The following is a 22,066-nucleotide window of genomic DNA, read 5'->3' as shown; positions in this document are numbered from 1 at the left end:
GCGGGGTCGGCCTCAGCGGCCGGGGGAGCGCAGCCGGTGCAGGCGGAGCGCGAGCTGCACCTCCAACGCCCGGTCGGGCCGCTGCCAGTCCCCGCCGAGCAGCTGCCCGACCCGCTCCAACCGCTGGGTCACCGTGTTCACGTGCACGTGCAGCTGCTCGGCGGCGCGGGCCAGGCTGCCGCCCACCCCGAAGTACGCCTCCAGCGTCCGGATGAGCGCTGTGCCGCGCCGCGCGTCGTAGTCGACCACCGGACCCACGGTCGCGGTGAGGAAGCCCTCCACGTCCCGGTCGCCGCCGTTCCCGACCGCGCCCAGCAGTAGGCCCACGAAGCCCAGCTCGGCAGTGCTCGCGCCCTGACCGGCCCGGCCCAGCGCGACGAGCGCCGTGAGGCAGCGGTCGGCCTCCCGGAACGCGGTGGCGAGCGCGGCCGGCCCGGTGGTCGGGCCGCTCGCTCCGGCGGTGATCGGCCGGCCGGTCACCCGGGACAGGTCGCGGGCCACCGCCCGGGCCGCGCCGCCGGCGTCCTGGCCGGGGAGCATCAGCACCACCCGACCGTCGCGCGCCGCGGCCAGGCCGCCCCGGGTCGAGGCGTACGTGGTGGCCCAGGAGAGCACCCGCTGCCGCGCCGAGCCGGTGGCGGCGATCGCGTCGTCGCCGACGGCCACGAGCACGTGCGGCGCGTCCAGGTCCACGTTGAGCCGGCGGGCGCGGCTGCGCAGGGCGTCGGTGTCCCGCAGCGGCCGGGCGATCAGATCGTCGAGCAGCTCGCCCCGGACCCGGCCCTCCGCCTCGGCGGCGGTACGCCGGAACAGCAGCAGCAGCGCGGTCACCAGCGCCGCCCGCTCCAGGATCCGCTGATCGGCGTCGACCAGCTCCTCGTCGGGGCGTAGCACCAGCGCACCGAGGTTCTCCGCCCCGGCGACCACTGCGGCGTACCAGAGCGAACCCCGTCGTACGCTGCGCCCCTCCGTGCGGGACGCGGCGACGGCCTCCACGATGTCCGACCGTTCGGGTTCGTCGATCTCGCCGACCCGGGCCAGCAGCCGGCCCTCGGCGTCCAGCGCCAGCAGCGCCCCGCCGAGCACCTCCGTCACGGCCGCCGCGACGTCCTCCACGCCGCCGCCGCGCAACACCAGCGCGGTCATCCGGTCGTGCGCGGCGGCCGCCCGCTCCACGGAGCTGCTGTGCGCCCGGATGGTGGTGTTCGCCGCGGAGAGCTCGGCCAGCGCCGAGCGGGTCTCGGTGAGCAGCCGCGCGGTGTCGATCGCCACCGCCGCGTGCGCCGCGAGGGAGACCAGCAGGGCGACCTCCTCCCGGGCGAACGGCCGGGCCGAGCGGTTGGCCGAGTAGAGCACGCCGATCGAGGTCGAGCCGAGGCGCAGCGGCACACCGAGGATGGCGACCAGCCCCTCCTCGCGTACGCCGGCGTCGATCTCACCGGTGTGGTGGAAGCGCTCGTCCTCGGCGTAGTTCGCGGTGACGTAGGGCGCGCCGGACTGGGCCACCAGCCCGCCGAGGCCCGCGCCCATCGGCAACCGCAGCCGCTGGAACCGGGCGGAGACCGAGCCGTCGGTGACCCGCATGTAGGTGTCGCCGCGCTCGTCGTCGTTGAGGGTCATGTACGCGACGTCGGCGCCGAGCAGGTTCCGCGCCCGGTGCACGATGGCCCGCAGCACGTCGTCCAGGTCGCGCAGGCCGGCCAGGTCGCTGGCCGTGTCGTACAGGCCGGAGAGCTCGGTCTCGCGGCGACGCCGCCGCTCCAGCAACGCGCGTACCCGCAGCGCCACGGTCTTCGCCTGCTCCAGCTCGGCGAGCTGGTCGGCGGGGAGACCGGCGGCGCGGGCCGCCACCAGCGGTCCCTCGAACTCGACAGCCGCCGCTTCCCGGGCGAGCAGTTCGAGGAACTCCACCGGCGAGGACATGACGCCCATTGTGCTGCGCACCACTAGTTCGCCGTCCAGCCCCCGTCGAGGGCGATCGACGCGCCGGTGATGAAGGCCGCGGGCGCGGTGCAGAGGTACGCGACCAGTTCGGCGACCTCCTCCGGCTCGATCAGCCGCTTGATCGCCGCGCGGGCCAGCATGATCTTCTCGATCACCTCGGACTCGGGGATGCCGTGGGTGGCCGCCTGGTCGGCGATCTGGCTCTCCACGAGGGCGGTGCGTACGTACGACGGGTTGATGCAGTTGGCGGTGACCCCGTGCGCGGCCCCCTCCAGCGCGACCACCTTCGACAGCCCCTCCAGGGCGTGCTTGGCGGAGACGTACGCGGCCTTGTACGGCGAGGCACGCAGACCGTGCACCGAGGAGATGTTGATGATCCGTCCCCAGCCCCGGTCGTACATCTGCGGCAGGGCCCGCCGGATGATCAGGAACGGCGCCTCCACCATGACCCGGTGCAGGTACGCGAAGCGTTCGGCGGGGAAGTCCGGCAGCGGGGCGACGTGTTGCAGCCCGGCGTTGTTCAGCACGATGTCCACATCGGTGTCGAGCCGGTCCACCGCCTCGGCGTCCGCCAGGTCGATCCCCTCGGCCCGGCCGCCGGCCTCCGCGGCCACCGCCTTCGCGGCCTCGACGTTGCGGTCCACCACCAGCACGGCCGCCCCGGCCGCCGCCAACCGGAGGGCGCAGGCCCGGCCGATGCCGCTGCCGCCCCCGGTGACCAGGGCGGTCCGACCGGTCAGGTCGACGTTCACGACGTGGGGGACCGCCACGGGTTCTGCCGTCATGGCGCACAAAGTTACGAGCTGTGTGGTCGGGCGCACATGGGGCGGCGACACATACTCGGTCCCCAAGGTGTGTGGGGAGAGGGTGCACTCGAACTTCGTGAAGTCGGGGTCTCCCAGGGACGGGACACCGCCGCGGGCCGCCCCGGTCCGCGCGTGACGGGGGCGACCTCCGGTGCCGGCGTGTCCGGTGGGGCCGCTGTTACCGCCCATCGGTAGGGTGTCGAACACACGTACTGCTGGCGGTTTGGGGGAGGAGGCGGCGTGCGGGTGCTCGGCGTCGACCCGGGGCTGACCCGGTGCGGGGTCGGCGTGGTCGAGGGGATGCCGGGGCGCCAGTGCACCCTGGTCGCCTACTACGTGGTCTACACCGACCCGGCCGACGACCTGCCGATCCGCCTGCTGCACCTGGACCGCTCCCTCACCGACCTGGTGGCCGAGCACCGGCCGGAGAGTGTGGCGGTGGAGCGGGTGTTCAGCCAGCACAACGTCCGCACGGTGATGGGCACCGCCCAGGCCAGCGGGATCGCCGTGCTCGCCGGGGCGCGCGCCGGGCTGCCCGTGCAGACGTACACCCCGAGCGAGGTGAAGGCGGCCGTGACCGGCTCCGGTCAGGCCGACAAGGCGCAGATCACCGCCATGGTCACCCGGCTGCTGCGGCTGCCCGAGCCGCCCCGACCGGCCGACGCCGCCGACGCGCTGGCGCTGGCCATCTGCCACATCTGGCGCGGCGGTACGCGCTCGAAGCTGGCCGCCGCGGCCGACCGGGCCAGACGAGGAGGAGTCAGATGATCGCCAGCGTGCGCGGCGTGGTGACCGCGACCGGGCCCGACCAGGCCGTCATCGAGGTCGGCGGGGTGGGGCTGGCGGTGCACTGTGCGCCGGCCACCCTGGCCGAGCTGCGGGTCGGTGAGCCGGCCCGGCTCGCCACCAGCCTCGTCGTCCGGGAGGACTCGCTCACCCTCTACGGCTTCGCCGACGACGACGCCAAGCAGCTCTTCGAGCTGCTGCAGACCGCCAGCGGGGTCGGGCCCCGGCTGGCCCAGGCGGTGCTCGCGGTGCACACCCCCGACGCCGTACGCAAGGCGATCGCCAACGCGGACACGGCGGCTCTGACCCGGGTGCCCGGCATCGGCAAGAAGGGCGCCGAGCGGCTGGTGCTGGAGCTGCGCGACCGGATCGGCCCGGTGCCGGTGGGCGTGGACGGCGCCGCCGGGGTCACCGGCGGCGCCTGGCCCGACCAGGTGCGTCAGGCGCTCGTCGGGCTCGGCTGGACCGCCCCGCAGGCCGACCAGGCCGTGGCGGCGGTCGCCGAGACGATCGACGGTCCGACCCCGCCCGTGCCGGTCCTGCTCAAGCAGGCCATCCGGCTGCTGGGCCGGACCCGATGACGGGCGACGGCCTGGTCTCGGCCTACGTCAACGAGGCGGAGCTCGACGCCGAGGCCAGCGTACGGCCGAAGCGGCTGGCGGAGTTCATCGCCCAGCATCGGGTCCGCGACCAGCTCGACCTGCTGCTCAAGGGCGCGATGCGGCGCGGCAGCCCGCCGGACCACATCCTCTTGTCGGGACCGCCTGGCTTGGGTAAGACCACGTTGGCCAACATCGTCGCCGCCGAGCTGGGCTCGGGCATCCGGGTCACCAGCGGCCCCGCGATCGAGCGCTCCGGCGACCTGGCGGCGATCCTCACCAGCCTCGCCGAGGGCGACGTGCTCTTCATCGACGAGATCCACCGGATCGCGAAGCCGGCCGAGGAGCTGCTCTACAGCGCCATGGAGGACTTCCGGGTCGACGTGGTGGTCGGCAAGGGGCCGGGGGCCACCGCGATCCCGCTCGACGTCGAGCCGTTCACGCTGGTCGGCGCGACCACCCGGTCGGGCCTGCTGACCGGCCCGATGCGGGACCGGTTCGGCTTCGTCGCGCATCTCGACTTCTACTCCCCGGCCGACCTGGAGGCGCTGCTGCACCGCTCCGCGCGGATCATCGGCGTGCCGATCACCGACGACGGCGCGGTGGAGATCGCCGGGCGGTCCCGGGGCACGCCCCGGATCGCGAACCGGCTGCTGCGCCGGGTGCGGGACTTCGCCGAGGTACGAGCCGACGGTGTGGTCAACCTGGAGACCGCTCGGGCGGCCCTGACGGTCTACGACGTGGACGCGCTCGGTCTGGACCGGCTGGACCGGGCCGTGCTCTCCGCGCTCGTCGATTCGTTCCGGGGTGGCCCGGTCGGCCTCTCCACGCTGGCCGTGGCGGTGGGCGAGCAGCCGGACACGGTCGAGGAGGTCTGCGAGCCGTTCCTGGTCAGGGCCGGTCTGCTGGCCCGTACGCCCCGGGGCCGGGTGGCCACCGAGGCCGCCTGGCGCCATCTGGGTCGCACGCCACCGAATGGTACATTTGGTGCCGATACCCCTCCCGTGCCCGATCTGTTCTCGAGCGCGCCCGATCAGCCGTGATCCGAACGTGATCTGTGCCGCATTCGGCGTTCCCAGGTGCAGGGATTAGACTCGCCGCGGTCTGTACAGGATGTGAGAATCCGCTTCCGCTCCGGCGTTCGCGCTCGGTGTGGGGGCCAATGGGAAGGTCAACATCGTGCTTCACGCACAAGCGGCAGGCGGGTCCGGCAGTCTGATGCCGATCCTGATGATCGTTCTGCTCTTCGGCGTCATGTACTTCATGATGATCCGTCCGCAGCAGCGGCGCCGTAAGGAAGCCCAGTCCATGCAGTCCGGGCTCTCCGCGGGCGACGAGGTGGTCACCATCGGCGGGCTCTACGGCACGGTCACCGGGGTCGACGACGAGACGGTCCTGCTCGAGGTCGCCCCCGGGGTGCAGACCCGGTATGCCCGGCCGGCCATCGCCCGGGTGGTCACCCGGGCCGAGCTTCCGGCGACGCCGGTCACCGAGGACGCGGACACGGTCAAGGAGTGAGCCGCCCCTCGTCCGGGCGGCTGGGGCCGCCCGGGGCGGGGCCAGCGGATCACGACGTGATAACTGGATAGTCGGGTCGACGCCGGGCGTCGGCACGGCTCCGGACCGGTCGGCGCCCCGCGCCGTCCGCCGGAGCGCGGTGCCGCCTGCCCTGTAGGCGGCCCGGGTGGACCCGTCGGCCGGTGACCCCGGCCGACCCCGTCGCCGCCGTGCGGCGGCGCGACCGTTACAGGGAGACAGGACAGCCGTGGCACCACCTCAGGGACAGATGCGCCCCGGCCGGCAGTTGGCCGTGCTGGCGGGCATCTTCGTGGTCCTCTATCTTCTGGTGTTCTTCGCGGGAGGCGCCAAGGGCAGCGTCATGGACCGGCTCGAGCCTCGGCTCGGCCTGGACCTGGTCGGCGGTACCCGGCTGACACTCGAGGCCAAGAACAGCGTCGACGGCCGAGCGCCGACGGCCGAGAACCTCGAGGAGGCCCGCCAGATCATCGAGAACCGGGTCAACGCGTTCGGCGTGGCCGAGGCCGAGGTGGTCACCGAGGGCAACCGGAACATCGTGATCTCCCTGCCCGGCGAGAACCGCGACCTGACCGACGTGGGCACCCCCGCCGAGCTGCGCTTCCGCAAGGTGCTCAAGGCGGCCGACGGCAGCGGTGCGGCGGCGGCTCCGGCGCCGGTGCCGACCCCGTCCGGCAGCGCCAGCCCGAACCCGTCGGGCAGCGCGTCGCCGTCGGGCAGCGCGTCCCCCTCGACGAGCGCCTCGCCGAAGGTGACCGCCTCGTCCTCCGGCGGGCAGGGCGGCATGGCGCCCACGCCGAGCACCAGCGCCACCCCGACCCCGTCGGCGTCGGCCTCCCCGAGCGCCTCGCCCTCGGCGAGCGCCAGTGAGGCGCCGGTCCCGGCGAGCGTCGAGGAGCAGCGCAAGGCGGTCGAGCAGAAGGTCGGCGCCGCCGCCTGGGCGGCCGCCAACGGCCTGCAGGGCCCGGCGGACCTCAGCACCGACCCGTCGCTGGCCGACAAGCTCAAGCCGTTCAGCACGCTGAGCCCGCAGGAGATCGCCGTCCTGCCGGCGCAGACGCAGTTCAACGTGCCGACGATCAGCTGCGAGCAGCTCGACAAGCGCCCGCCGGGCTCGATCACCGACCCGAAGCAGCAGGCCGTGGCCTGCGAGGGTGGCGCCGCGAAGTACCTGCTCGACCAGGCCAAGGTGCTCGGTACCGACGTCGAGGACGCCAGCGCCGTCATGGACCAGACCAACGCCTGGGTGGTGAGCCTCAACTTCACCGGCGGCGGCCAGGACAAGTGGACCGGCCTGACCCGCGAGGCGTTCAACAACGACGGCAACGCCTGTGACGCGTCCGCCCTCGGCCAGGACGGCAAGTGCCGGGTCGCCGTGGTGCTGGACAACGAGATCGTCTCCTCGCCGGAGATCCAGGGCGTCCTCACCGGCGACTCGCAGATCACCGGCAGCTTCACCCAGCAGGACGCCAGCACGCTGGCCGGTCAGCTCCGCTACGGCGCGCTGCCCGCGACCTTCGAGCAGCAGGAGCAGCAGAACGTCTCCGCCACCCTGGGCGCCAGCCACCTGCGGGCCGGTCTGCTCGCGGCCGGCATCGGCATGCTGCTGGTCATCATCTACGCGTTCTTCTACTACCGCCTGCTCGGCTCGGTCATCTTCCTGAGCCTGCTCCTCTCCGCGCTGCTGGTCTTCGGCGCGTTGATCGTGCTCGGGCGGACGATCGGCTTCACCGTGACGCTCGCCGGTATCGCCGGCTTCATCGTCTCGCTAGGTGTCGCCGCGGACTCGTTCGTCATCTACTTCGAACGATTGAAGGACGAGATCCGAGAGGGGCGCAGCCCGCGTAGCGCGGTGCCGCGCGCCTGGGCCCGAGCCCGCCGGACGATCATCTCGGCCAACGCCATCTCGATCCTCGCGGCGGTCGTGCTCTACATCGTGTCGGTCGGCACGGTGAAGGGCTTCGCCTTCGCGCTCGGCCTGGCCACGGTGCTCGACCTGGTGGTCGTGTTCCTCTTCCGGCACCCGATCATGACGATGTTCGCGCGGACGCAGGCATTCCTGTCGCCGCGGGTCAGCGGTCTGGGCCGCGTCCTGCGGACCGCCGAGACCGAGGGCAACACCACCCGCCCGTCCCGTGTGAAGGAGGCCTGACATGGCCCACAGCGGTCTGGCCACCCGCCTCTACCGGGGCGAGGCCGGTCTCGACATCATCGGCAAGCGCAAGCTCTGGTTCTCCATCGCCGGGCTGCTGGTGCTCGCCGCGGTGCTGAGCTTCTTCGTCCGGGGCTTCACCCTCGGTATCGAGTTCGAGGGCGGCAACTCCTTCCAGGTGCCGGCGAGCGTCGGCACGCTGACCCAGACCGAGGACCGGGTCAACGGGATCCTGGGCAACGAGGCCGGCGGCGCCGAGGTCGAGTCGGCCCAGACCGTCGGCGGCGCGGGCGGCGAGTTCTACGAGTTCCGTACCGCGGTGCTGAGCTCCGACGAGGCCAACGCCGCCAAGGTCGCGATGGCGCAGGAGTTCAACCTCAACGAGGACCAGATCAGCGCGAACCAGGTCAGCGCGGCCTGGGGCGGCCAGTACACCGAGCGCGCCATGCTCGGTCTGGTCATCTTCATCGCGCTGGTGATGCTCTACCTGATCATCCGGTTCGAGTGGCGGATGGCGGTCGGCGCGGTCTCCTCGCTGCTGCTCAACCTCGTCCTCACCGCCGGCGTCTACTCGGTGGTCGGGTTCGAGGTCACGCCGTCGACGATCATCGGGTTCCTCACCATCCTGGGCTTCGCGCTCTACGACGTCGTCGTGGTCTTCGACAAGGTCCAGGAGAACACCCGAGGCATCACGGCGAACAACAACCAGACGTACGGCGAGGCGGCGAACCTCGCGATCAACCAGACCCTGATGCGGTCGATCAACACCGGTCTGGTGGCGCTGCTGCCCGTCGGTGGTCTGCTCTTCATCGGTGTTCCGCTCGGCGCGGTCACCCTGAAGGACCTCGGCCTGGTGCTCTTCGTCGGTATGTTCATCGCGGTCTACTCGTCGATCTTCTTCGCCACCCCGGTGCTGAGCACGCTGAAGGACTTCGAGCCGCGGATCCAGGCGCACAACAAGCGCGTCCTGGCCCGGCGCGGCGCGATCGCCCGCGGCGAGCTGAGCCCGAAGGGCGCTCCGCGGCCGGCGGGTCGCGGCGAGTCCACCGAGGCGGAGGACGCCGCGCTGGCCGGCGCCGCCCCGAAGGTGGGTGCGCGTCCGGCGGGCAAGCGGCCGACCGGCGCCCGGAGCGGGCGGCCGACCGGCGGCGGCGGAAACCGGCCGGGCGGCGCGAAGCGGCGCTGACCGGCGTACCGGGGCCGACCCGGTAGGAAACGACCTGACGGCGTCCTGCATGCTGTGCGAGCAGCAAGCAGGACGCCGTCGTCGTCGGAAGGGATACGGGACCTGTCGTGACGGAGACCCACCACATCGAGGCGCGCGGGGACAGCGGCGCTGACGTCGCCCGCCTGGTGGCCAGCCGGGTGCTGGACGTGCCGGACTTCCCCAAGCCCGGAATCGTCTTCAAGGACCTGATGCCGCTCTTCGCCGACGGTCCGGTGTTCCGTCAGGTGATCGACGGGATCGTGGCCCACCACGGGCGGGGCTCGTTCGACGCCGTGGTCGGCATCGAGGCGCGCGGGTTCGTGGTGGCCGCGGCGATCGCGTACGCGACCGGGGTCGGTGTGGTGCCGGTACGCAAGGCCGGCAAGCTGCCCCGAGCCGCCTACTCGGCCTCGTACGCGCTGGAGTACGGCGAGGCGACCCTCGAGGTGCACCAGGACGCGTTCACGGCCGGGCACCGGGTGCTCGTGGTCGACGACGTGCTCGCCACGGGCGGCACCGCGGCGGCGACCCTCGACCTGGTGGAGCGGGCCGGCGGTACGGTCGCCGGCTTCACCGTGCTGCTGGAGCTCGCCGCACTGGGTGGACGGCAGCGGCTCGCCCCGCGTCCGGTCCATGCCCTGCTGACCGTTTGACGGCTCCAGCCGCCGGAGGGACGCGGCGCGGCCGGCCCGACGGGAGCGGCACGACACCGTCTGTGCGAGTAGCATTGCCCTTTGCTGACGCCGACGGTGATCCGTCCGGCGGTACGCGACCAGGCCGGCCGTACGGTCGGCGTGATCCCGGCGAGCGGTGAGGAGGCCGGTGTCCCACGATGTCGTCCCTCCGATGGAGGGCACGGTGCACCCGACAGGCGACGCGGACGGCTCGGTTGCCGACCGCAACGGTGACGCGACGGCCCGGGTGACGAGTTCCGACACCGGCGTGGCCGGCCCCGACGAGGGGCACGGCCCGGGTGCGGTCCGTCCCGATCTCCTGAGCGCCGCCCGCGGCGACGGGGAGCCGGTGCCGAGCGCCGGGTTCGCGCTGGCCAGCGCGCCCACCGGGCGTCGGGTGCGGGCGCGGTTGGCCCGGTTCAACGCGCCCTGGCAGACCTCCCAGGTCAGCGAGGTGCTCGAGCCGCTCATCGCGATGCATCGGGAGAACCACCCGAAGGCCGACGCGCGGCTGCTCCAGCGCGCCTTCGACACCGCGGCGCGCTGGCACTCCGGGCAGTACCGCAAGTCCGGCGACCCGTACATCACCCACCCGCTGGCGGTCTCCACCATCCTGGCCAACCTCGGGATGGACACGACCACGCTGGTCGCCGCGCTGCTGCACGACACGATCGAGGACACCGAGTACACGCTCGACCAGATGCGCGCCGACTTCGGCGGCGAGGTCGCGCTGCTCGTCGACGGCGTCACCAAGCTCGACAAGGTCAAGTTGGGTGACGCGGCGAAGGCCGAGACCATCCGCAAGATGGTCGTGGCGATGGCCAAGGACCCGCGCGTCCTGGTGATCAAGCTGGCCGACCGGCTGCACAACATGCGGACCCTGACCTTCCTGCCCCGCCCGAAGCAGGAGCAGAAGGCGAAGGAGACGCTGGAGATCCTCGCCCCGCTGGCCCACCGGCTGGGTATGAACACGATCAAGTGGGAGCTGGAGGATCTGGCCTTCGGCACGCTCTTCCCGAAGCGGTTCGAGGAGATCAACCGGCTGATCGGGGAGCACCAGCCGCAGCGGGAGGCGCTGCTGCGCCAGGTCACCCAGAAGGTCTCCACCGACCTCAAGGCCGCCAAGATCAAGGCGGAGACCACCGGCCGGCCGAAGCACCTCTACTCGATCTACCAGAAGATGATCGTGCGGGGTCGCGACTTCAACGACATCTACGACCTGGTCGGCGTGCGGATCCTGGTCGACACGGTGCGCGACTGCTACGCGGCGTTGGGCGTCATCCACGCGAACTGGCAGCCGGTGCCGGGCCGGTTCAAGGACTACATCGCCATGCCCAAGTTCAACATGTACCAGTCGTTGCACACGACGGTCATCGGGCCCACCGGCAAGCCGGTGGAGATGCAGATCCGCACCTACGCGATGCACCGCACGGCCGAGTTCGGTATCGCCGCGCACTGGAAGTACAAGGAGCACAAGGGCGTCCCGGTGGTCGGCCCGCCGGCGCACATCGACGAGATGACCTGGCTGCGTCAGCTGCTGGACTGGCAGCGGGAGGCGGCCGACCCGAGCGAGTTCCTCGACGCGCTGCGCTTCGACCTGTCCAGCCAGGAGGTGTACGTCTTCACCCCGAAGGGTGACGTCATCCCGCTGCCGACGGGGTCGACGCCGGTGGACTTCGCGTACGCGGTGCACACCGAGGTCGGGCACAAGTGCATCGGCGCGCGGGTCAACGGCAAGCTGGTGCCGCTGGAGTCGACGCTCTCCAACGGCGACGTCATCGAGATCTTCACCTCGAAGTCCGACACCGCCGGCCCGACGCAGGACTGGCTCGGCTTCGTCAAGAGCCCGCGGGCCCGTACGAAGATCCGCCAGTACTTCAACAAGGAGCGGCGCGAGGAGGCGATCGAGGCCGGCAAGGACGCGATCGTCAAGGCGATGCGTAAGCAGGGCATGCCGTTGCAGCGGATGCTGACCTCGGACGCGTTGATGGGGATCGCCCGGGACCTGCACCTGGCCGACGTCGCCTCGCTCTACGCCGCGGTCGGTGACAGTCAGGTCAGCGCCCAGTCCGTCGTGCAGAAGCTGATGGCCTCGTACGGCGGCGAGGAGGGCGCGGCGGAGGACATCGCCGAGACCGCCGTCGCGACCCGCCCGCCGCGCAGCCGCGCGAGCAGCCACGACCCGGGCGTGGTCGTCCGGGGCGTCAGCGACGTCTGGATCAAGCTGGCCCGGTGCTGCACCCCGGTGCCGCCGGACGCGGTCTTCGGTTTCGTCACCCGCTCCGGCGGGGTGAGCGTGCACCGGGACGACTGCGCGAACGCCGAGGACCTGAAGGCCCAGAGCGAGCGGGTGGTCGAGGTCAGCTGGAAGCTCACCTCCGCCTCGACGTTCCTGGTGGCCATCCAGGTCGAGGCGCTGGACCGGCACAAGCTGCTCGCCGACGTCACCCGGGTCCTCTCCGACGAGCGGGTCAACATCCTCTCCGCCACCGTCACCACCACCCGGGATCGGGTGGCGGTCAGCCGGTTCAGCTTCGAGATGGCGGACCCGAAGCACCTCGGCCACCTGCTGGCCACGGTTCGCAAGGTCGACGGCGTCTTCGACGCCTACCGGGTCACCTCCGGCGCCTGACCCGGCCCCGTCCTGGGCCGGTGGGCGCGTCCGGCCCAGTGCTGGGTCGGTGGGCCGGCCTTCGGGCGCCTTGATCGACTCGACCTCAAGGAAGTCGGGGTGTCCGCGTGTCAGGACACCCCGATTTCATGGAACCCGAGTCGATCAAGGTGCCCGCCGCCTGCCGGCCGCCCGTCCGGCCCGGCTGCCCGTCCGTGTCCGGGCGGGGCAGGAGACGAAAGCGCCCGCCGGGGAAACCGGCGGGCGCTTCGCGGTACGGGTACGGGTCAGCTCTGCGGGGCGCTCATCGTCAGCTTCTTGATGACGACCTCCTTCTTCGGGTGACCGCCACCGGCCTGCTGTGCGAAGGCACCGTCGTCGCCGGTCTTGGCCACGTCCTTGACGAGGTCCATCCCGCTGGTGATGGTTCCGAGCACGGTGTAGTCCGGGTCCAGCGGCGAGTCGCCGAAGACGATGAAGAACTGGCTGCCCGTGCTGCCCGGCTGTTGCGATTTCGCCATCGCGATCACGCCCTCCGGGTACGGGGGCCGCTTGTCGGTCGGCAGGTTCTCCTCGGCCATCCGGTAGCTCGGCCCGCCGGTGCCGTCGGTCTCCCGCCACCCGGTGCCGGTCGCGCTCGGGTCGCCGCACTGGAGCACCTGGATGCCCTCGGTGACGAGCCGGTGGCACTTGGTGTTGTCGAAGAAGTTCTTCTCCGCCAGGTGGGTGAAGCTGCCCGCGGTGCACGGCACCAGGGACCGGTCGACCTTGGCGGTGATCGGGCCCAGGTTCGTGTCGAGGGTCAACGTCTGGACGCCGACGTTCGACTGCTGGTTGGACGGCACCCCGACGTCCTTGATCTCCTTGGTCCGCTGGTCGGCGGGGATCTCGACGTAGGGGCACTGGACGAGGTCCTGTGCCGCCGTGTCGGTGCCGGCGGCGTCGTCGTCCCCGCCCAGGCTGGTGGCGAGCCAGACGGTGCCGGCCACCACCAGCAGCAGGGCGAGGCTCGCCCCCACGATCGCCTGGGTCTGCCGGCGCCTGCGGGCCCGGGCCCCGCGCTCGGCCATCTCCTTCTCGAGCCGGGCGCGTGCCGCCGCGCGCTGCCGCTCTCTGGTGGACGTCACGCCTGATCCTCCTGGACTGTCTGTCGGGGCGCGGTGGGGTGCCGTTGCGAGGTCTGGTGTCGCTCAGCCGGCGTTCGGGCTGGGCGGGGCGACCGAACCGGACGGCGTCGCCAGCGGCGCGCCGGTCGCCGGCTCGCCGACGGTGAGGCTCTGGATCACCACGTCGGTCTGGGGCTTGACCTTGGCCCCGGCCCCATTGTCCACGGTCGGGAGCTTGCCGATCTTCTCCAGGACGTCCAGGCCGCCGGTGACCTTGCCAATGATCGGGTAGGTCGCCTCGTCGGGGGCGTAGTCCTTGAAGAAGAGCAGGAACTGGCTGCCGTTGGAGCCCGGCGGGTTGGCGATCATCGCGACCGTGCCCTTCGGGTACGCCGGCGGTCGCTTCTCGGTCGGGCTGGCCGACGGGCTCGGCTCCGGCACGTCCGGCACGTTCTCGTTGTAGAACGAGTAGGTGGGGCCGCCCAGGCCGGTGCCGCTCGGGTCACCGCAGCGCAGCGCGCCCTCGGCCATGATCTCGTGGCACTTGGTGTTGTCGAAGAACGACCGGCTCGACAGGTGGGCGATGCTCGCCGCGGCGCACGGGGCCGAGGCCAGGTCGAGTTCGGCGGTGATCGGCGCACCCTGGTTGGTGGTGACCGTCATCGCCCGGGTGCCGTCGGTGGGCAGGCCGGTGGTCTCCGGGGTGCCGACGTCCTTGAGGCTGGCGTTGGCGGTGCCGTCCTGAGGCGTCCAGAGGCAGACCTCTTCGGCGGCGGTGTTCTCCTTCGGCTCGGAGTCGAAGGCTCCGAGCGCCCAGGCCGAACCGACCACGATCAGCGCGAGCACCACGGCGGCGCCCACACCGGCCTGGATCTGTCGCCGTCGCTTGACCCGCGCCGCCCGGCGGACCATCTGGCGATCGAGCTTGGCCCGTGCCAGTTTGCGCTGCCGGTCCCTGCTGGAAGCCACCCGTGCTCCCCTTCCTCTACCCTGGTCGTCGCCGGCGCCGTGGACGTCGCACGCCCGTGTGGGGCAGTGCGCCACGCCACACGCTCGCCAGAGTGTACGGCTACGAGCTGTGTGTGTGGTGTACGAGGTCCTTGCTGTGCTTATCGGAGCGCGTCACTGTGTCTGGCGGGACCGGCGGGGCGGATGGTCCGGCGAATATGCCGCGCGCCGCCGGTTAGGCTGATCAGGGACGGACCTCATGTCGACGGAAGGGGAGCGGACGTGCTCGTGGCCGGCTTTCCCGCCGACGCCTTCGGCACCAACTGCTACGTGGTGGCCACGGCGCCGGGGGAGCAGTGCGTGGTCGTCGACCCCGGCATCGGCGTACTCGACCGGCTCGACGCCGTGCTCGCCGAGCACCGCCTGCACCCGGCCGCCGTGCTGCTCACCCACGGCCACCTCGACCACACCTTCTCGGTGGCGCCGGTCTGCGGGGCGCGGGGCATCACCGCCTACGTCCATCCGGGCGACCGGGAGCTGCTCGCCGATCCGGCCAAGGGTCTCTCCCCTGATCTCGCCGCGCTCTTCGGCGGTCGGTTGACCTACTCCCAGCCGGAGGACGTCGCCGAGCTGACCGACGGCGCCACCCTGACGCTGGCCGGCGTGGAGATCACTGTCGACCACGCACCGGGCCATACCGGCGGGTCGGTGCTGTTCCGGATGCCCGGCGCCGGCTCGCGCTGGGAGGCGGAGGAGATCTGCCTCTCCGGCGACGTGCTCTTCGCGGGCTCGATCGGTCGCACCGACCTGCCGGGCGGCAGCATGCCGGCGATGCTCACCAGCCTGCGGGACAAGATCCTCCCGCTGGCCGACGAGACCGTCGTCCTGCCCGGCCACGGCCCCACCACCACGATCGGCCGCGAGCGCGCGACCAACCCGTACCTCATCGAGGCAGCGGGGGCCGGCGACGCGCGCCCGGCCGTACCCACCCGAGGCCTCTGATCCGCCCCCGCGCCCGGCGCGGGCACCGACCGACCGCGCGGCGCGCGGAAGTCAAGGAGTACGTCATGAGCAAGCCCACGCCCATCTCCGGCTTCCCGGAGTGGTCGCCATCGCAGCGGATGATCGAGCAGTACGTGCTCGACCGGATCCGCGCCACGTTCGAGCTGTACGGCTTCGCCCCGTTGGAGACCCGTGCCGTCGAGCCGCTCGACCAGCTGTTGCGCAAGGGGGAGACCTCCAAGGAGGTCTACGTGATCCGGCGGCTGCACGACGACGAGGCGGGCCCGGCCGGCGACGACGCGCTCGGCCTGCACTTCGACCTGACCGTGCCGTTCGCCCGGTACGTGCTGGAGAACGCCGGCAAGCTGCAGTTCCCGTTCCGGCGCTACCAGATCCAGAAGGTGTGGCGGGGGGAGCGGCCGCAGGAGGGGCGCTACCGCGAGTTCGTCCAGGCCGACATCGACATCGTCGACCGGGACACCCTCGGTCCGCACCACGAGGCGGAGATGCCGCTGGTGATCGGGGACGCCCTGCGGTCGCTGCCGATCCCCGAGGTCCGGATCCAGGTCAACAACCGCAAGATCTGCGAGGGCTTCTACCGGGGTATCGGGTTGACCGATCCGGAGGCGGCGCTGCGCGCGGTCGACAAGCTCGACAAGATCGGCCCGGCGAAGGTCGCGGAGCTGCTGGCCCAGACCGCCGGGGCGAGCGAGGCGCAGGCGAAGGCGTGCCTGGCGCTGGCCGAGATCTCCGCCCCGGACGCGTCCTTCGCCGACGCGGTGCGCGCCCTCGGGGTCACTGACCCGCTGCTGGACGAGGGAATCGAGGAGCTGGTCCGGGTGGTGGAGACCGCGGCCGAGCACTCGCCGGGGCTCTGCGTGGCCGACCTGCGCATCGCCCGGGGCCTCGACTACTACACCGGGACGGTCTACGAGACCCAGCTGCGCGGCTACGAGCGGTACGGCTCGATCTGCTCCGGCGGCCGGTACGACAACCTGGCCAGCTCCGGGGCGGTCCGCTTCCCCGGCGTGGGCATCTCGATCGGGGTCACCCGGCTGCTCGGCCTGCTCTTCGGCACCGACGCGCTGGAGATCTCGCGGGACGTGCCGACCGCCGTCCTGGTCGCGGTGACCAACGAGGAGCAGCGGGCGACCAGCAACCGGGTCGCCGAGGCGCTGCGTCGGCGGGGGATCCCGACCGAGGTGTCGCCGAGCGCCGCGAAGTTCGGCAAGCAGATCCGGTACGCCGAGCGGCGGCGGATCCCGTACGTCTGGTTCCCGGGCACGGACGGCGCCGGCGACGAGGTGAAGGACATCCGCTCGGGCGACCAGGTGGCGGCGACGGCCGAGGCCTGGACGCCGCCGGCGGTCGACCTGAAGCCGCTGGTGAGCTGACCGGCAAAGCGGTGATGGCCGCGTTCGGGCCGCTCGTGGGCCCGGACGCGGCCGTGGTCCGCAGCTGGCCGGGCTGCCTGGCCGCCGTGATCGCGGGCTCGGTCCGCGCTGCCGCGCCCGGCCCGGCCCGGTCCTGCCCGGTCCTGCCCGGTCCTGCACTGCCCGGCCCGGCCCGGCCAGATCGCCGTGCCCGGCTCAGGGCGCGGGGGTGACCGGGAAGATCAGGCAGGTGCTCGTGGCGTGGGCGATCAGGCGCGAGTCGGCGTCGGTGATCCGCGCCTCGGCGAGCGCCGTACGCCGGCCGCGCTGCAGCACGGTGCCCACGCAGACGAGGGTGCCGGAGTCGACGGTGGCCGGGCGGAGGAACTTCACGTTGAGATCCAGCGAGGTGTAGGCGACGCCGGCCGGCAGGGTGCTGTGCACGGCACATCCGGCGGCCGTGTCCAGCAGGGTGGAGAGGATTCCGCCGTGGATGCTGCCGAGCGGGTTGTAGTGGAACTCCTGGGGCACCATCTCGACGGTGACGAGTCCCTCGTCGACGGTCATCCGGGACATGTCGAGCAGCCGGCTCACCGGCGGCGGGGGCAGCTCGCCGGAGAACGTCGCGCGGAGCGTCTCGAGACCACTGCGGCGGCCGAGCTCGGCGGCGTTCACCGCCGGGTCGGACCAGGAGAAGGTGCGGCTGCGCGTCGAGTCCTGCGTCTGCGTCATGGACTCAGGGTGGCAGCGCCTTGCTGAGTCTGTCAACGAGACCTAGCCTGGCGTCATGAGACCCGCGGCGCTCGACTGGTCGGTGGAGAACTGCACCATCGGCCGGGCGATGGAGATCCTCGGCGAGAAGTGGACCCTGGTGGTGCTCCGCGAGGTGTTCAGCGGCATCCGCCGCTTCGACGACATGCGGGTACGCACCCAGATCCCGCGCCAGGTCCTCACCAACCGCCTGGCGGTCCTGGTCGAACGGGGGGTCCTGCGCCGGGAGCCGTACCGGGAGCCGGGCAGCCGGGTGCGACACGAGTACCGGCTCACCGAGATGGGCCTGGACCTCTGGCCGGTGCTCGTCGCGGTGCTCGGCTGGGGAGACCGCTACCTCGCCGACCCGGACGGCGCGCCGCTGAGCGTCGGGCACCGGGACTGCGGCGGCGAGATCCGCGTCGAGCTGCGCTGCGACCAGGGGCACCTGGTGGACCAGCCGCGCGACGTGATCCCCCGCCCCGGTCCCGCCGCCCGCCCCCAATCGACCTGACCCACCCCCACCCCACCCGGTCCCGGGCCCCTCGCGCCCGGTCCCGCTGCGTTGATCATGAAGTTAGCGGCGACAAATTGGGCAGATTGCGGGGCTAACTTCATGACCAACGGGCGGGGTGGGCTACCAGTTGAAGCCGGCGGGGTAGGAGATGGTGGCCAGCACCTGCTGGCCGGTGGCGTTCGGGTGGAAGTAGTCCCAGCCGGAGAGCTGGTTCAGCGTGAACGGGTAGCCGAACACGGCGTTCCCGTCGAAGTCGCAGTTCGGGCCGTACGCCGCGCAGGCCTGGGCGAGCTGCATGTTGTAGTCGACGACCCGCTGGCGTACGCGGTTGCGCCGGTCGACGTCCGCCTGGGCGGTGGAGGTCGGGTTGGCCAGCAGCGACTGGCAGATGCCGAAGAGCGACCAGGCCGTACGGGCGCTGCCGCTGCCCTTGCCGACCGACCAGAGCCGGTGCACGTCCGGGATGCTGATCACGAACACCCGGGCGTCGGGCAGCCCGGTGCGGAGGCGGTTCAGCGCCGAGTCGATGTTGGCTCGGAACGTGCTCACCGGGGTCATGCTCGACTCCGAGCCGGTGCACGCGTCGTTGGCGCCGATCAGCATGGTGACGTAGTCGACGCCCTGGCCGACCGCGGTGCCGGCCTGTCCGTACATGTCGGCGGACTTCGCGCCGGTGCGGGCGTCGTTGTGGTTGTTGCCGTTGATGGCCGGGTCGACCGCCCGCACGCGCAGGTAGTGGCTGTTGACGGCGGAGTTGTCGCCGGTGCTGAACGACCGTGAGGTGCAGTCGACGTACCACCCGCAGGCGTTGAACCCACGGGTGATCGAGTCGCCGAGGCTCGCCATCGAGCCCGGCGGCGGACCGGGATCGGCGACCGCCGGGGCGGCGGGAAGCAGGGTGAGGGCGGTGAGCGCGGCGAGTGGGGCGAGTAGGCGCCGGAAGGGGGACATGGGGGCCTCCGGATCGCGGTAGCCGACGGGTATCGGCGCGCTGACCAGATCGTATAGATGTCCATCTGTGTCCACAATGCTGCCGGTCGGCGGCCGCCCGCGTCCGCGGAGATGGGCGGAGAGCGCTCTTGTTAAGGATCTTAAGCATGTGAATACTTCATTGCGTTCGGCCGGTTCCCCCAGTTCGGCCGGACCCTTCCGGGCCCCGCCGCCCCCGGCGAGGGCCGTCGCCCCCTCTTTGGAGGTTGTTAATGCGACCCACGAGGTCCACACTCCGCCACGCCGCCACCATTGCCGTGGCCGGAACCCTGGTCGTCGGCTCGCTCATCGGCGCACCGGCCCAGGCAGCCCCCGCCGCCTCCCCCGACGCCGCCACCACCCTCTCCGAGCGGCTCGGCGCCCGCTCCGCCGGCGCGTACGCCGACGCCAGCGGCAAGATGGTCGTCACCGTGACCGACGAGGCCGCCGCCCGCGAGGTCCGCTCCGCCGGCGCGACCCCGAAGTTCGTCGAGCGCGGCGCGGCCGAGCTGGCCCGGGTCACCTCCGACCTGGAGCGCAGCGTGAGCATCCCGGGCACCGCCTGGTGGAACGACCCGGTGAGCAACCAGGTCGTCGTCTCTGTCGACCCCACCGTGACCGGCGCCAAGCTGGACCGGGTCAAGGCCGCCGTGGCACGGGCCAACGGCGCGCTGCGGATCGAGTCCGAGGCCGGTGTGCTGAGCACCCGCATCTCCGGTGGCCAGGCCATCTACGCCGGTGGCGGTGGCCGCTGCTCGCTGGGCTTCAACGTCCGTAGCGGCAGCACCTACTACTTCCTCACCGCGGGACACTGCACCAACATCTCCGCGAGCTGGTACTCGAACTCCAGCCAGACCAGCCTGCTCGGCACCCGCGCCGGGACCAGCTTCCCGGGCAACGACTACGGCATCGTCCGGCACAACAACTCGGCGAACGCGACCGGCAACGTCTACCTCTACAACGGCAGCTACCGGGACGTCACCGGCGCGGGCAACGCCTCCGTCGGTCAGTCCGTGCAGCGCTCCGGCAGCACCACCGGCCTGCGCAGCGGCTCCGTGACCGCGCTCAACGCCACCGTCAACTACCCGGAGGGCACCGTCCGCGGCCTGATCCGCACCACGGTCTGCGCCGAGCCGGGCGACAGCGGCGGCTCGCTCTTCAGCGGCAGCACCGCGCTGGGCCTGACCTCCGGCGGCAGCGGTAACTGCCGCACCGGCGGCACCACCTACTTCCAGCCGGTCACCGAGGCGCTGAGCGTCTACGGCGTCAGCATCATCTGACCGTCATCTCGCCAGCGGGCCGCCGGAGTCGTCCGGCGGCCCGCGTCGCGTCTCCGGCCCGCGGCCCGAGCGGCGCTGCGCGGCGCACGGCGCCCGGCCCGAGCGGCGGTGCGCGGCGCACGGCGCGCGGCCCGAGCGGCGGTGCGCGGCGCACGGCGCGCGGCCCGAGCGGCGGTGCGCGGCGCACGGCACGCGGCCCGAGCAGCGGGCCGGAGTGCTCTCAGCGGGCGCTGGACCTGGCGGCGAGCTGCGCCCGCCGGGCGGAGAGCACCGCCAGCAACGGCCAGAGCGCGACGGCCAGCGCGGTCACCCGCTCGGCCAGCCCGGTCCGGGAGCCGACGTTCACCTCCAGCGCGAACCAGCCGACGAGGCCCAGCAGCAGCGCGGTGACGCTCAGCCCGACCGCCCGGCGGAACGCCCAGGGCGGCTCGGGGGGAGCCAGGTGTCCGACGACCGGCCCGCGCGGCAGCCACAGCGCCGTACCGGCCGGCCAGAGCGCCAGCGCGAGGACCGCCACGGTCGCCACGGTGCCGTGACCGAGGGAACCGCCGACCGACGGCCGGGGGAAGGCAATCAGCGCGATGGTGGCCACCCCGCCGACGGCGAGCAGGAAGCGGCTGGGCAGGCCGGCCGAGTGCAGCGCGGCGGCGATCGCCAGGTAGCAGCAGCCGAAGAGCAGCAGCGCGCCGGTCATGATCCAGGGGTCGGTGGCGTCCGGCCCGGCCAGCTCGCTGATGGTGTCCCGGACCGGGTCGTACCCCGCGGGCTGCCGCGCGCCCGCGACCGTCCAGCCCGTCGCGAGCAGCACGGGCGCCGCCGCCGCGGTGGCGACGGCCCACGTGGGTACGGCCCGCATCCGGCCACGGTAATCGGCCCGGCGCTCCGTCGGCTCGGGTTCGCCGGTTCGCCCCCCGATGGCTCGTACTGTCGTTGCGTCCCGCTGTCCCACCAGCTCGGTGACATCGCGAAAAGCAGCCGGGGACCGGGCCGCCGCCTGCGCTCAGGCCGCCGTCATCATGGCGTCGGAGAGCACCACCAGCGTGGTGGGGAGTTCACAGTCGATGCGCAGGGTGACCTCGTCGGCGCCCTCCACACTCGCCGACAGGGTATTCGTCGAGTCCTGCCGGGCCTCCGAGCCCCCGCGCGTTATCCGGTTGACCGTGCCGTCGTCCTGTTTCTGGGCGACGATGACAGAGACGTACACCTTTGCCATCGGGTCCTCGGGGGAGTACGGCCTGATCGTGGCGGTCAAGTTCAGATAGCGCTGGTGCAGCGCGTATGTCACCTCGTGGTGCGGGTCTCGGGGAGTGTTCTCCGGACAGGTCACGACGATGGAACGTTCGTATCCGGGCCGTCCGGCCAGCGCGCGGGGAAGGGCGACCAGGTTGCTCGCGCCGCCCTGTGCCGGCAGGCCGGCAAGTTGCGTGCCCGCCGTTCGGGTGGGCGGCACGGTGCCGCTCGACGCTCCGTTCTCCGGGCCGGTGCTGCCGGTCGGCGTGCTCAAGTGGGCGGTCGGGCTTGCCGCAACCGCATCGGGCGAACTTTCCCAGCCGAAGTAATCCCGGAGCAAGCTGCCGCCGCCGATCAGGAGGCCGATGACGGTCGCCGCAGCTGTCAGGAGAATTCCCCAGCGCGGGCGGCCCGTGCCCGGAGCCGGGTCGGTGCCGGTGGGCTGTCCCTCGTCGACGGTTGCCACGTCTCTCCCCGCTCGTCGTCGGCCGGCGCATCGCGACGGTGTTTCTATCATCACGGGACGGCCAGTGGACGCAGCGGTGATCACTGTCGCCAATGTGATAGCGGCGAGTA

At 72.2% G+C, this 22,066-nt stretch carries 20 protein-coding genes; 12 read left to right on the top strand and 8 right to left on the bottom strand.

What is annotated here, in order from left to right; all coding sequences use genetic code 11:
• Positions 1-12 precede the first annotated feature (12 nt).
• Complete coding sequence (locus tag D7044_RS03555) at positions 13-1,932, bottom strand: helix-turn-helix domain-containing protein (RefSeq protein WP_120684016.1); 1,920 nt, start codon at positions 1,930-1,932, stop codon at positions 13-15.
• A 14-nt stretch (positions 1,933-1,946) separates the two neighbouring features.
• Positions 1,947-2,729, bottom strand: a complete 783-nt coding sequence (locus D7044_RS03550) for a 3-hydroxybutyrate dehydrogenase (protein WP_120687969.1) — start codon at positions 2,727-2,729, stop codon at positions 1,947-1,949.
• Positions 2,730-2,990: 261 nt separating this feature from the next.
• Between D7044_RS03550 and ruvC the strand changes: the two genes are divergently transcribed.
• The 8 genes from ruvC (at position 2,991) to D7044_RS03510 (ending at position 12,336) form a co-directional block, all read left to right on the top strand.
• Complete coding sequence (ruvC, locus tag D7044_RS03545; protein ID WP_120683976.1) at positions 2,991-3,518, top strand: crossover junction endodeoxyribonuclease RuvC; 528 nt, start codon at positions 2,991-2,993, stop codon at positions 3,516-3,518.
• Positions 3,515-4,117: a Holliday junction branch migration protein RuvA gene (gene ruvA / locus D7044_RS03540; RefSeq protein WP_120683974.1), complete on the top strand. Its 603-nt coding sequence runs from the start codon at positions 3,515-3,517 to the stop codon at positions 4,115-4,117. Before ruvC ends, ruvA begins: the two co-directional genes overlap by 4 nt.
• Positions 4,114-5,178, top strand: coding sequence for a Holliday junction branch migration DNA helicase RuvB (ruvB, locus tag D7044_RS03535; protein WP_120687968.1), 1,065 nt, complete (start codon positions 4,114-4,116; stop codon positions 5,176-5,178). Before ruvA ends, ruvB begins: the two co-directional genes overlap by 4 nt.
• A gap of 136 nt (positions 5,179-5,314) precedes the next feature.
• Positions 5,315-5,653, top strand: a complete 339-nt coding sequence (gene yajC / locus D7044_RS03530) for a preprotein translocase subunit YajC (RefSeq protein ID WP_120688213.1) — start codon at positions 5,315-5,317, stop codon at positions 5,651-5,653.
• 247 nt (positions 5,654-5,900) lie between these two features.
• Positions 5,901-7,823: a protein translocase subunit SecD gene (gene secD / locus D7044_RS03525; protein WP_199716457.1), complete on the top strand. Its 1,923-nt coding sequence runs from the start codon at positions 5,901-5,903 to the stop codon at positions 7,821-7,823.
• Position 7,824: 1 nt separating this feature from the next.
• The gene (gene secF, locus D7044_RS03520; protein WP_120687966.1) at positions 7,825-9,009 is read left to right on the top strand and encodes a protein translocase subunit SecF; all 1,185 of its coding nucleotides are present in this window, start codon (positions 7,825-7,827) and stop codon (positions 9,007-9,009) included.
• Between the two features lie 107 nt (positions 9,010-9,116).
• Complete coding sequence (locus D7044_RS03515) at positions 9,117-9,683, top strand: adenine phosphoribosyltransferase (protein WP_120687965.1); 567 nt, start codon at positions 9,117-9,119, stop codon at positions 9,681-9,683.
• 169 nt (positions 9,684-9,852) lie between these two features.
• Complete coding sequence (locus D7044_RS03510) at positions 9,853-12,336, top strand: RelA/SpoT family protein (RefSeq protein ID WP_407663404.1); 2,484 nt, start codon at positions 9,853-9,855, stop codon at positions 12,334-12,336.
• 266 nt (positions 12,337-12,602) lie between these two features.
• Here D7044_RS03510 and D7044_RS03505 read toward each other — a convergent pair whose 3' ends face one another.
• Positions 12,603-13,442: a peptidylprolyl isomerase gene (locus D7044_RS03505; RefSeq protein WP_120683962.1), complete on the bottom strand. Its 840-nt coding sequence runs from the start codon at positions 13,440-13,442 to the stop codon at positions 12,603-12,605.
• A gap of 63 nt (positions 13,443-13,505) precedes the next feature.
• Entirely contained in the window at positions 13,506-14,390 is an 885-nt protein-coding gene (locus D7044_RS03500; RefSeq protein WP_120687964.1) for a peptidylprolyl isomerase, read from the bottom strand.
• A 261-nt stretch (positions 14,391-14,651) separates the two neighbouring features.
• Here D7044_RS03500 and D7044_RS03495 point away from each other — a divergent pair, with 261 nt between their 5' ends.
• Both D7044_RS03495 and hisS read left to right on the top strand, forming a co-directional pair.
• The gene (locus D7044_RS03495; protein ID WP_120687963.1) at positions 14,652-15,371 is read left to right on the top strand and encodes an MBL fold metallo-hydrolase; all 720 of its coding nucleotides are present in this window, start codon (positions 14,652-14,654) and stop codon (positions 15,369-15,371) included.
• Positions 15,372-15,436: 65 nt separating this feature from the next.
• Positions 15,437-16,765, top strand: a complete 1,329-nt coding sequence (gene hisS, locus D7044_RS03490) for a histidine--tRNA ligase (protein ID WP_120687962.1) — start codon at positions 15,437-15,439, stop codon at positions 16,763-16,765.
• Between the two features lie 195 nt (positions 16,766-16,960).
• On the opposite strand, the gene D7044_RS03485 is transcribed toward hisS, so the two are convergent.
• Positions 16,961-17,476, bottom strand: coding sequence for a PaaI family thioesterase (locus D7044_RS03485; RefSeq protein WP_120683954.1), 516 nt, complete (start codon positions 17,474-17,476; stop codon positions 16,961-16,963).
• Positions 17,477-17,531: 55 nt separating this feature from the next.
• Here D7044_RS03485 and D7044_RS03480 point away from each other — a divergent pair, with 55 nt between their 5' ends.
• A complete protein-coding gene (locus D7044_RS03480; RefSeq protein ID WP_120687961.1) occupies positions 17,532-18,008 on the top strand; it encodes a winged helix-turn-helix transcriptional regulator in 477 nt (158 codons plus the stop codon).
• A gap of 123 nt (positions 18,009-18,131) precedes the next feature.
• Here D7044_RS03480 and D7044_RS03475 read toward each other — a convergent pair whose 3' ends face one another.
• Positions 18,132-18,962, bottom strand: a complete 831-nt coding sequence (locus D7044_RS03475; RefSeq protein ID WP_120687960.1) for a GDSL-type esterase/lipase family protein — start codon at positions 18,960-18,962, stop codon at positions 18,132-18,134.
• Positions 18,963-19,213: 251 nt separating this feature from the next.
• On the opposite strand from D7044_RS03475, the gene D7044_RS03470 reads away from it, so the two are divergent.
• Positions 19,214-20,260 (top strand): S1 family peptidase, encoded by a 1,047-nt coding sequence (locus D7044_RS03470; protein ID WP_120683948.1) that lies wholly within the window; start codon positions 19,214-19,216, stop codon positions 20,258-20,260.
• 220 nt (positions 20,261-20,480) lie between these two features.
• On the opposite strand, the gene D7044_RS03465 is transcribed toward D7044_RS03470, so the two are convergent.
• Together D7044_RS03465 and D7044_RS03460 are read right to left on the bottom strand one after the other, a co-directional pair.
• A complete protein-coding gene (locus D7044_RS03465) occupies positions 20,481-21,116 on the bottom strand; it encodes a DUF998 domain-containing protein (protein ID WP_120687959.1) in 636 nt (211 codons plus the stop codon).
• Between the two features lie 144 nt (positions 21,117-21,260).
• A complete protein-coding gene (locus D7044_RS03460) occupies positions 21,261-21,956 on the bottom strand; it encodes a hypothetical protein (protein ID WP_120683944.1) in 696 nt (231 codons plus the stop codon).
• Between the last annotated feature and the right edge of the window lie 110 nt (positions 21,957-22,066).

It is taken from the genome of Micromonospora musae (genome assembly GCF_003626635.1).
Classification (GTDB): Bacteria; Actinomycetota; Actinomycetes; order Mycobacteriales; family Micromonosporaceae; genus Micromonospora; species Micromonospora musae.
This window is presented reverse-complemented; position numbering and strand designations above follow the sequence as displayed.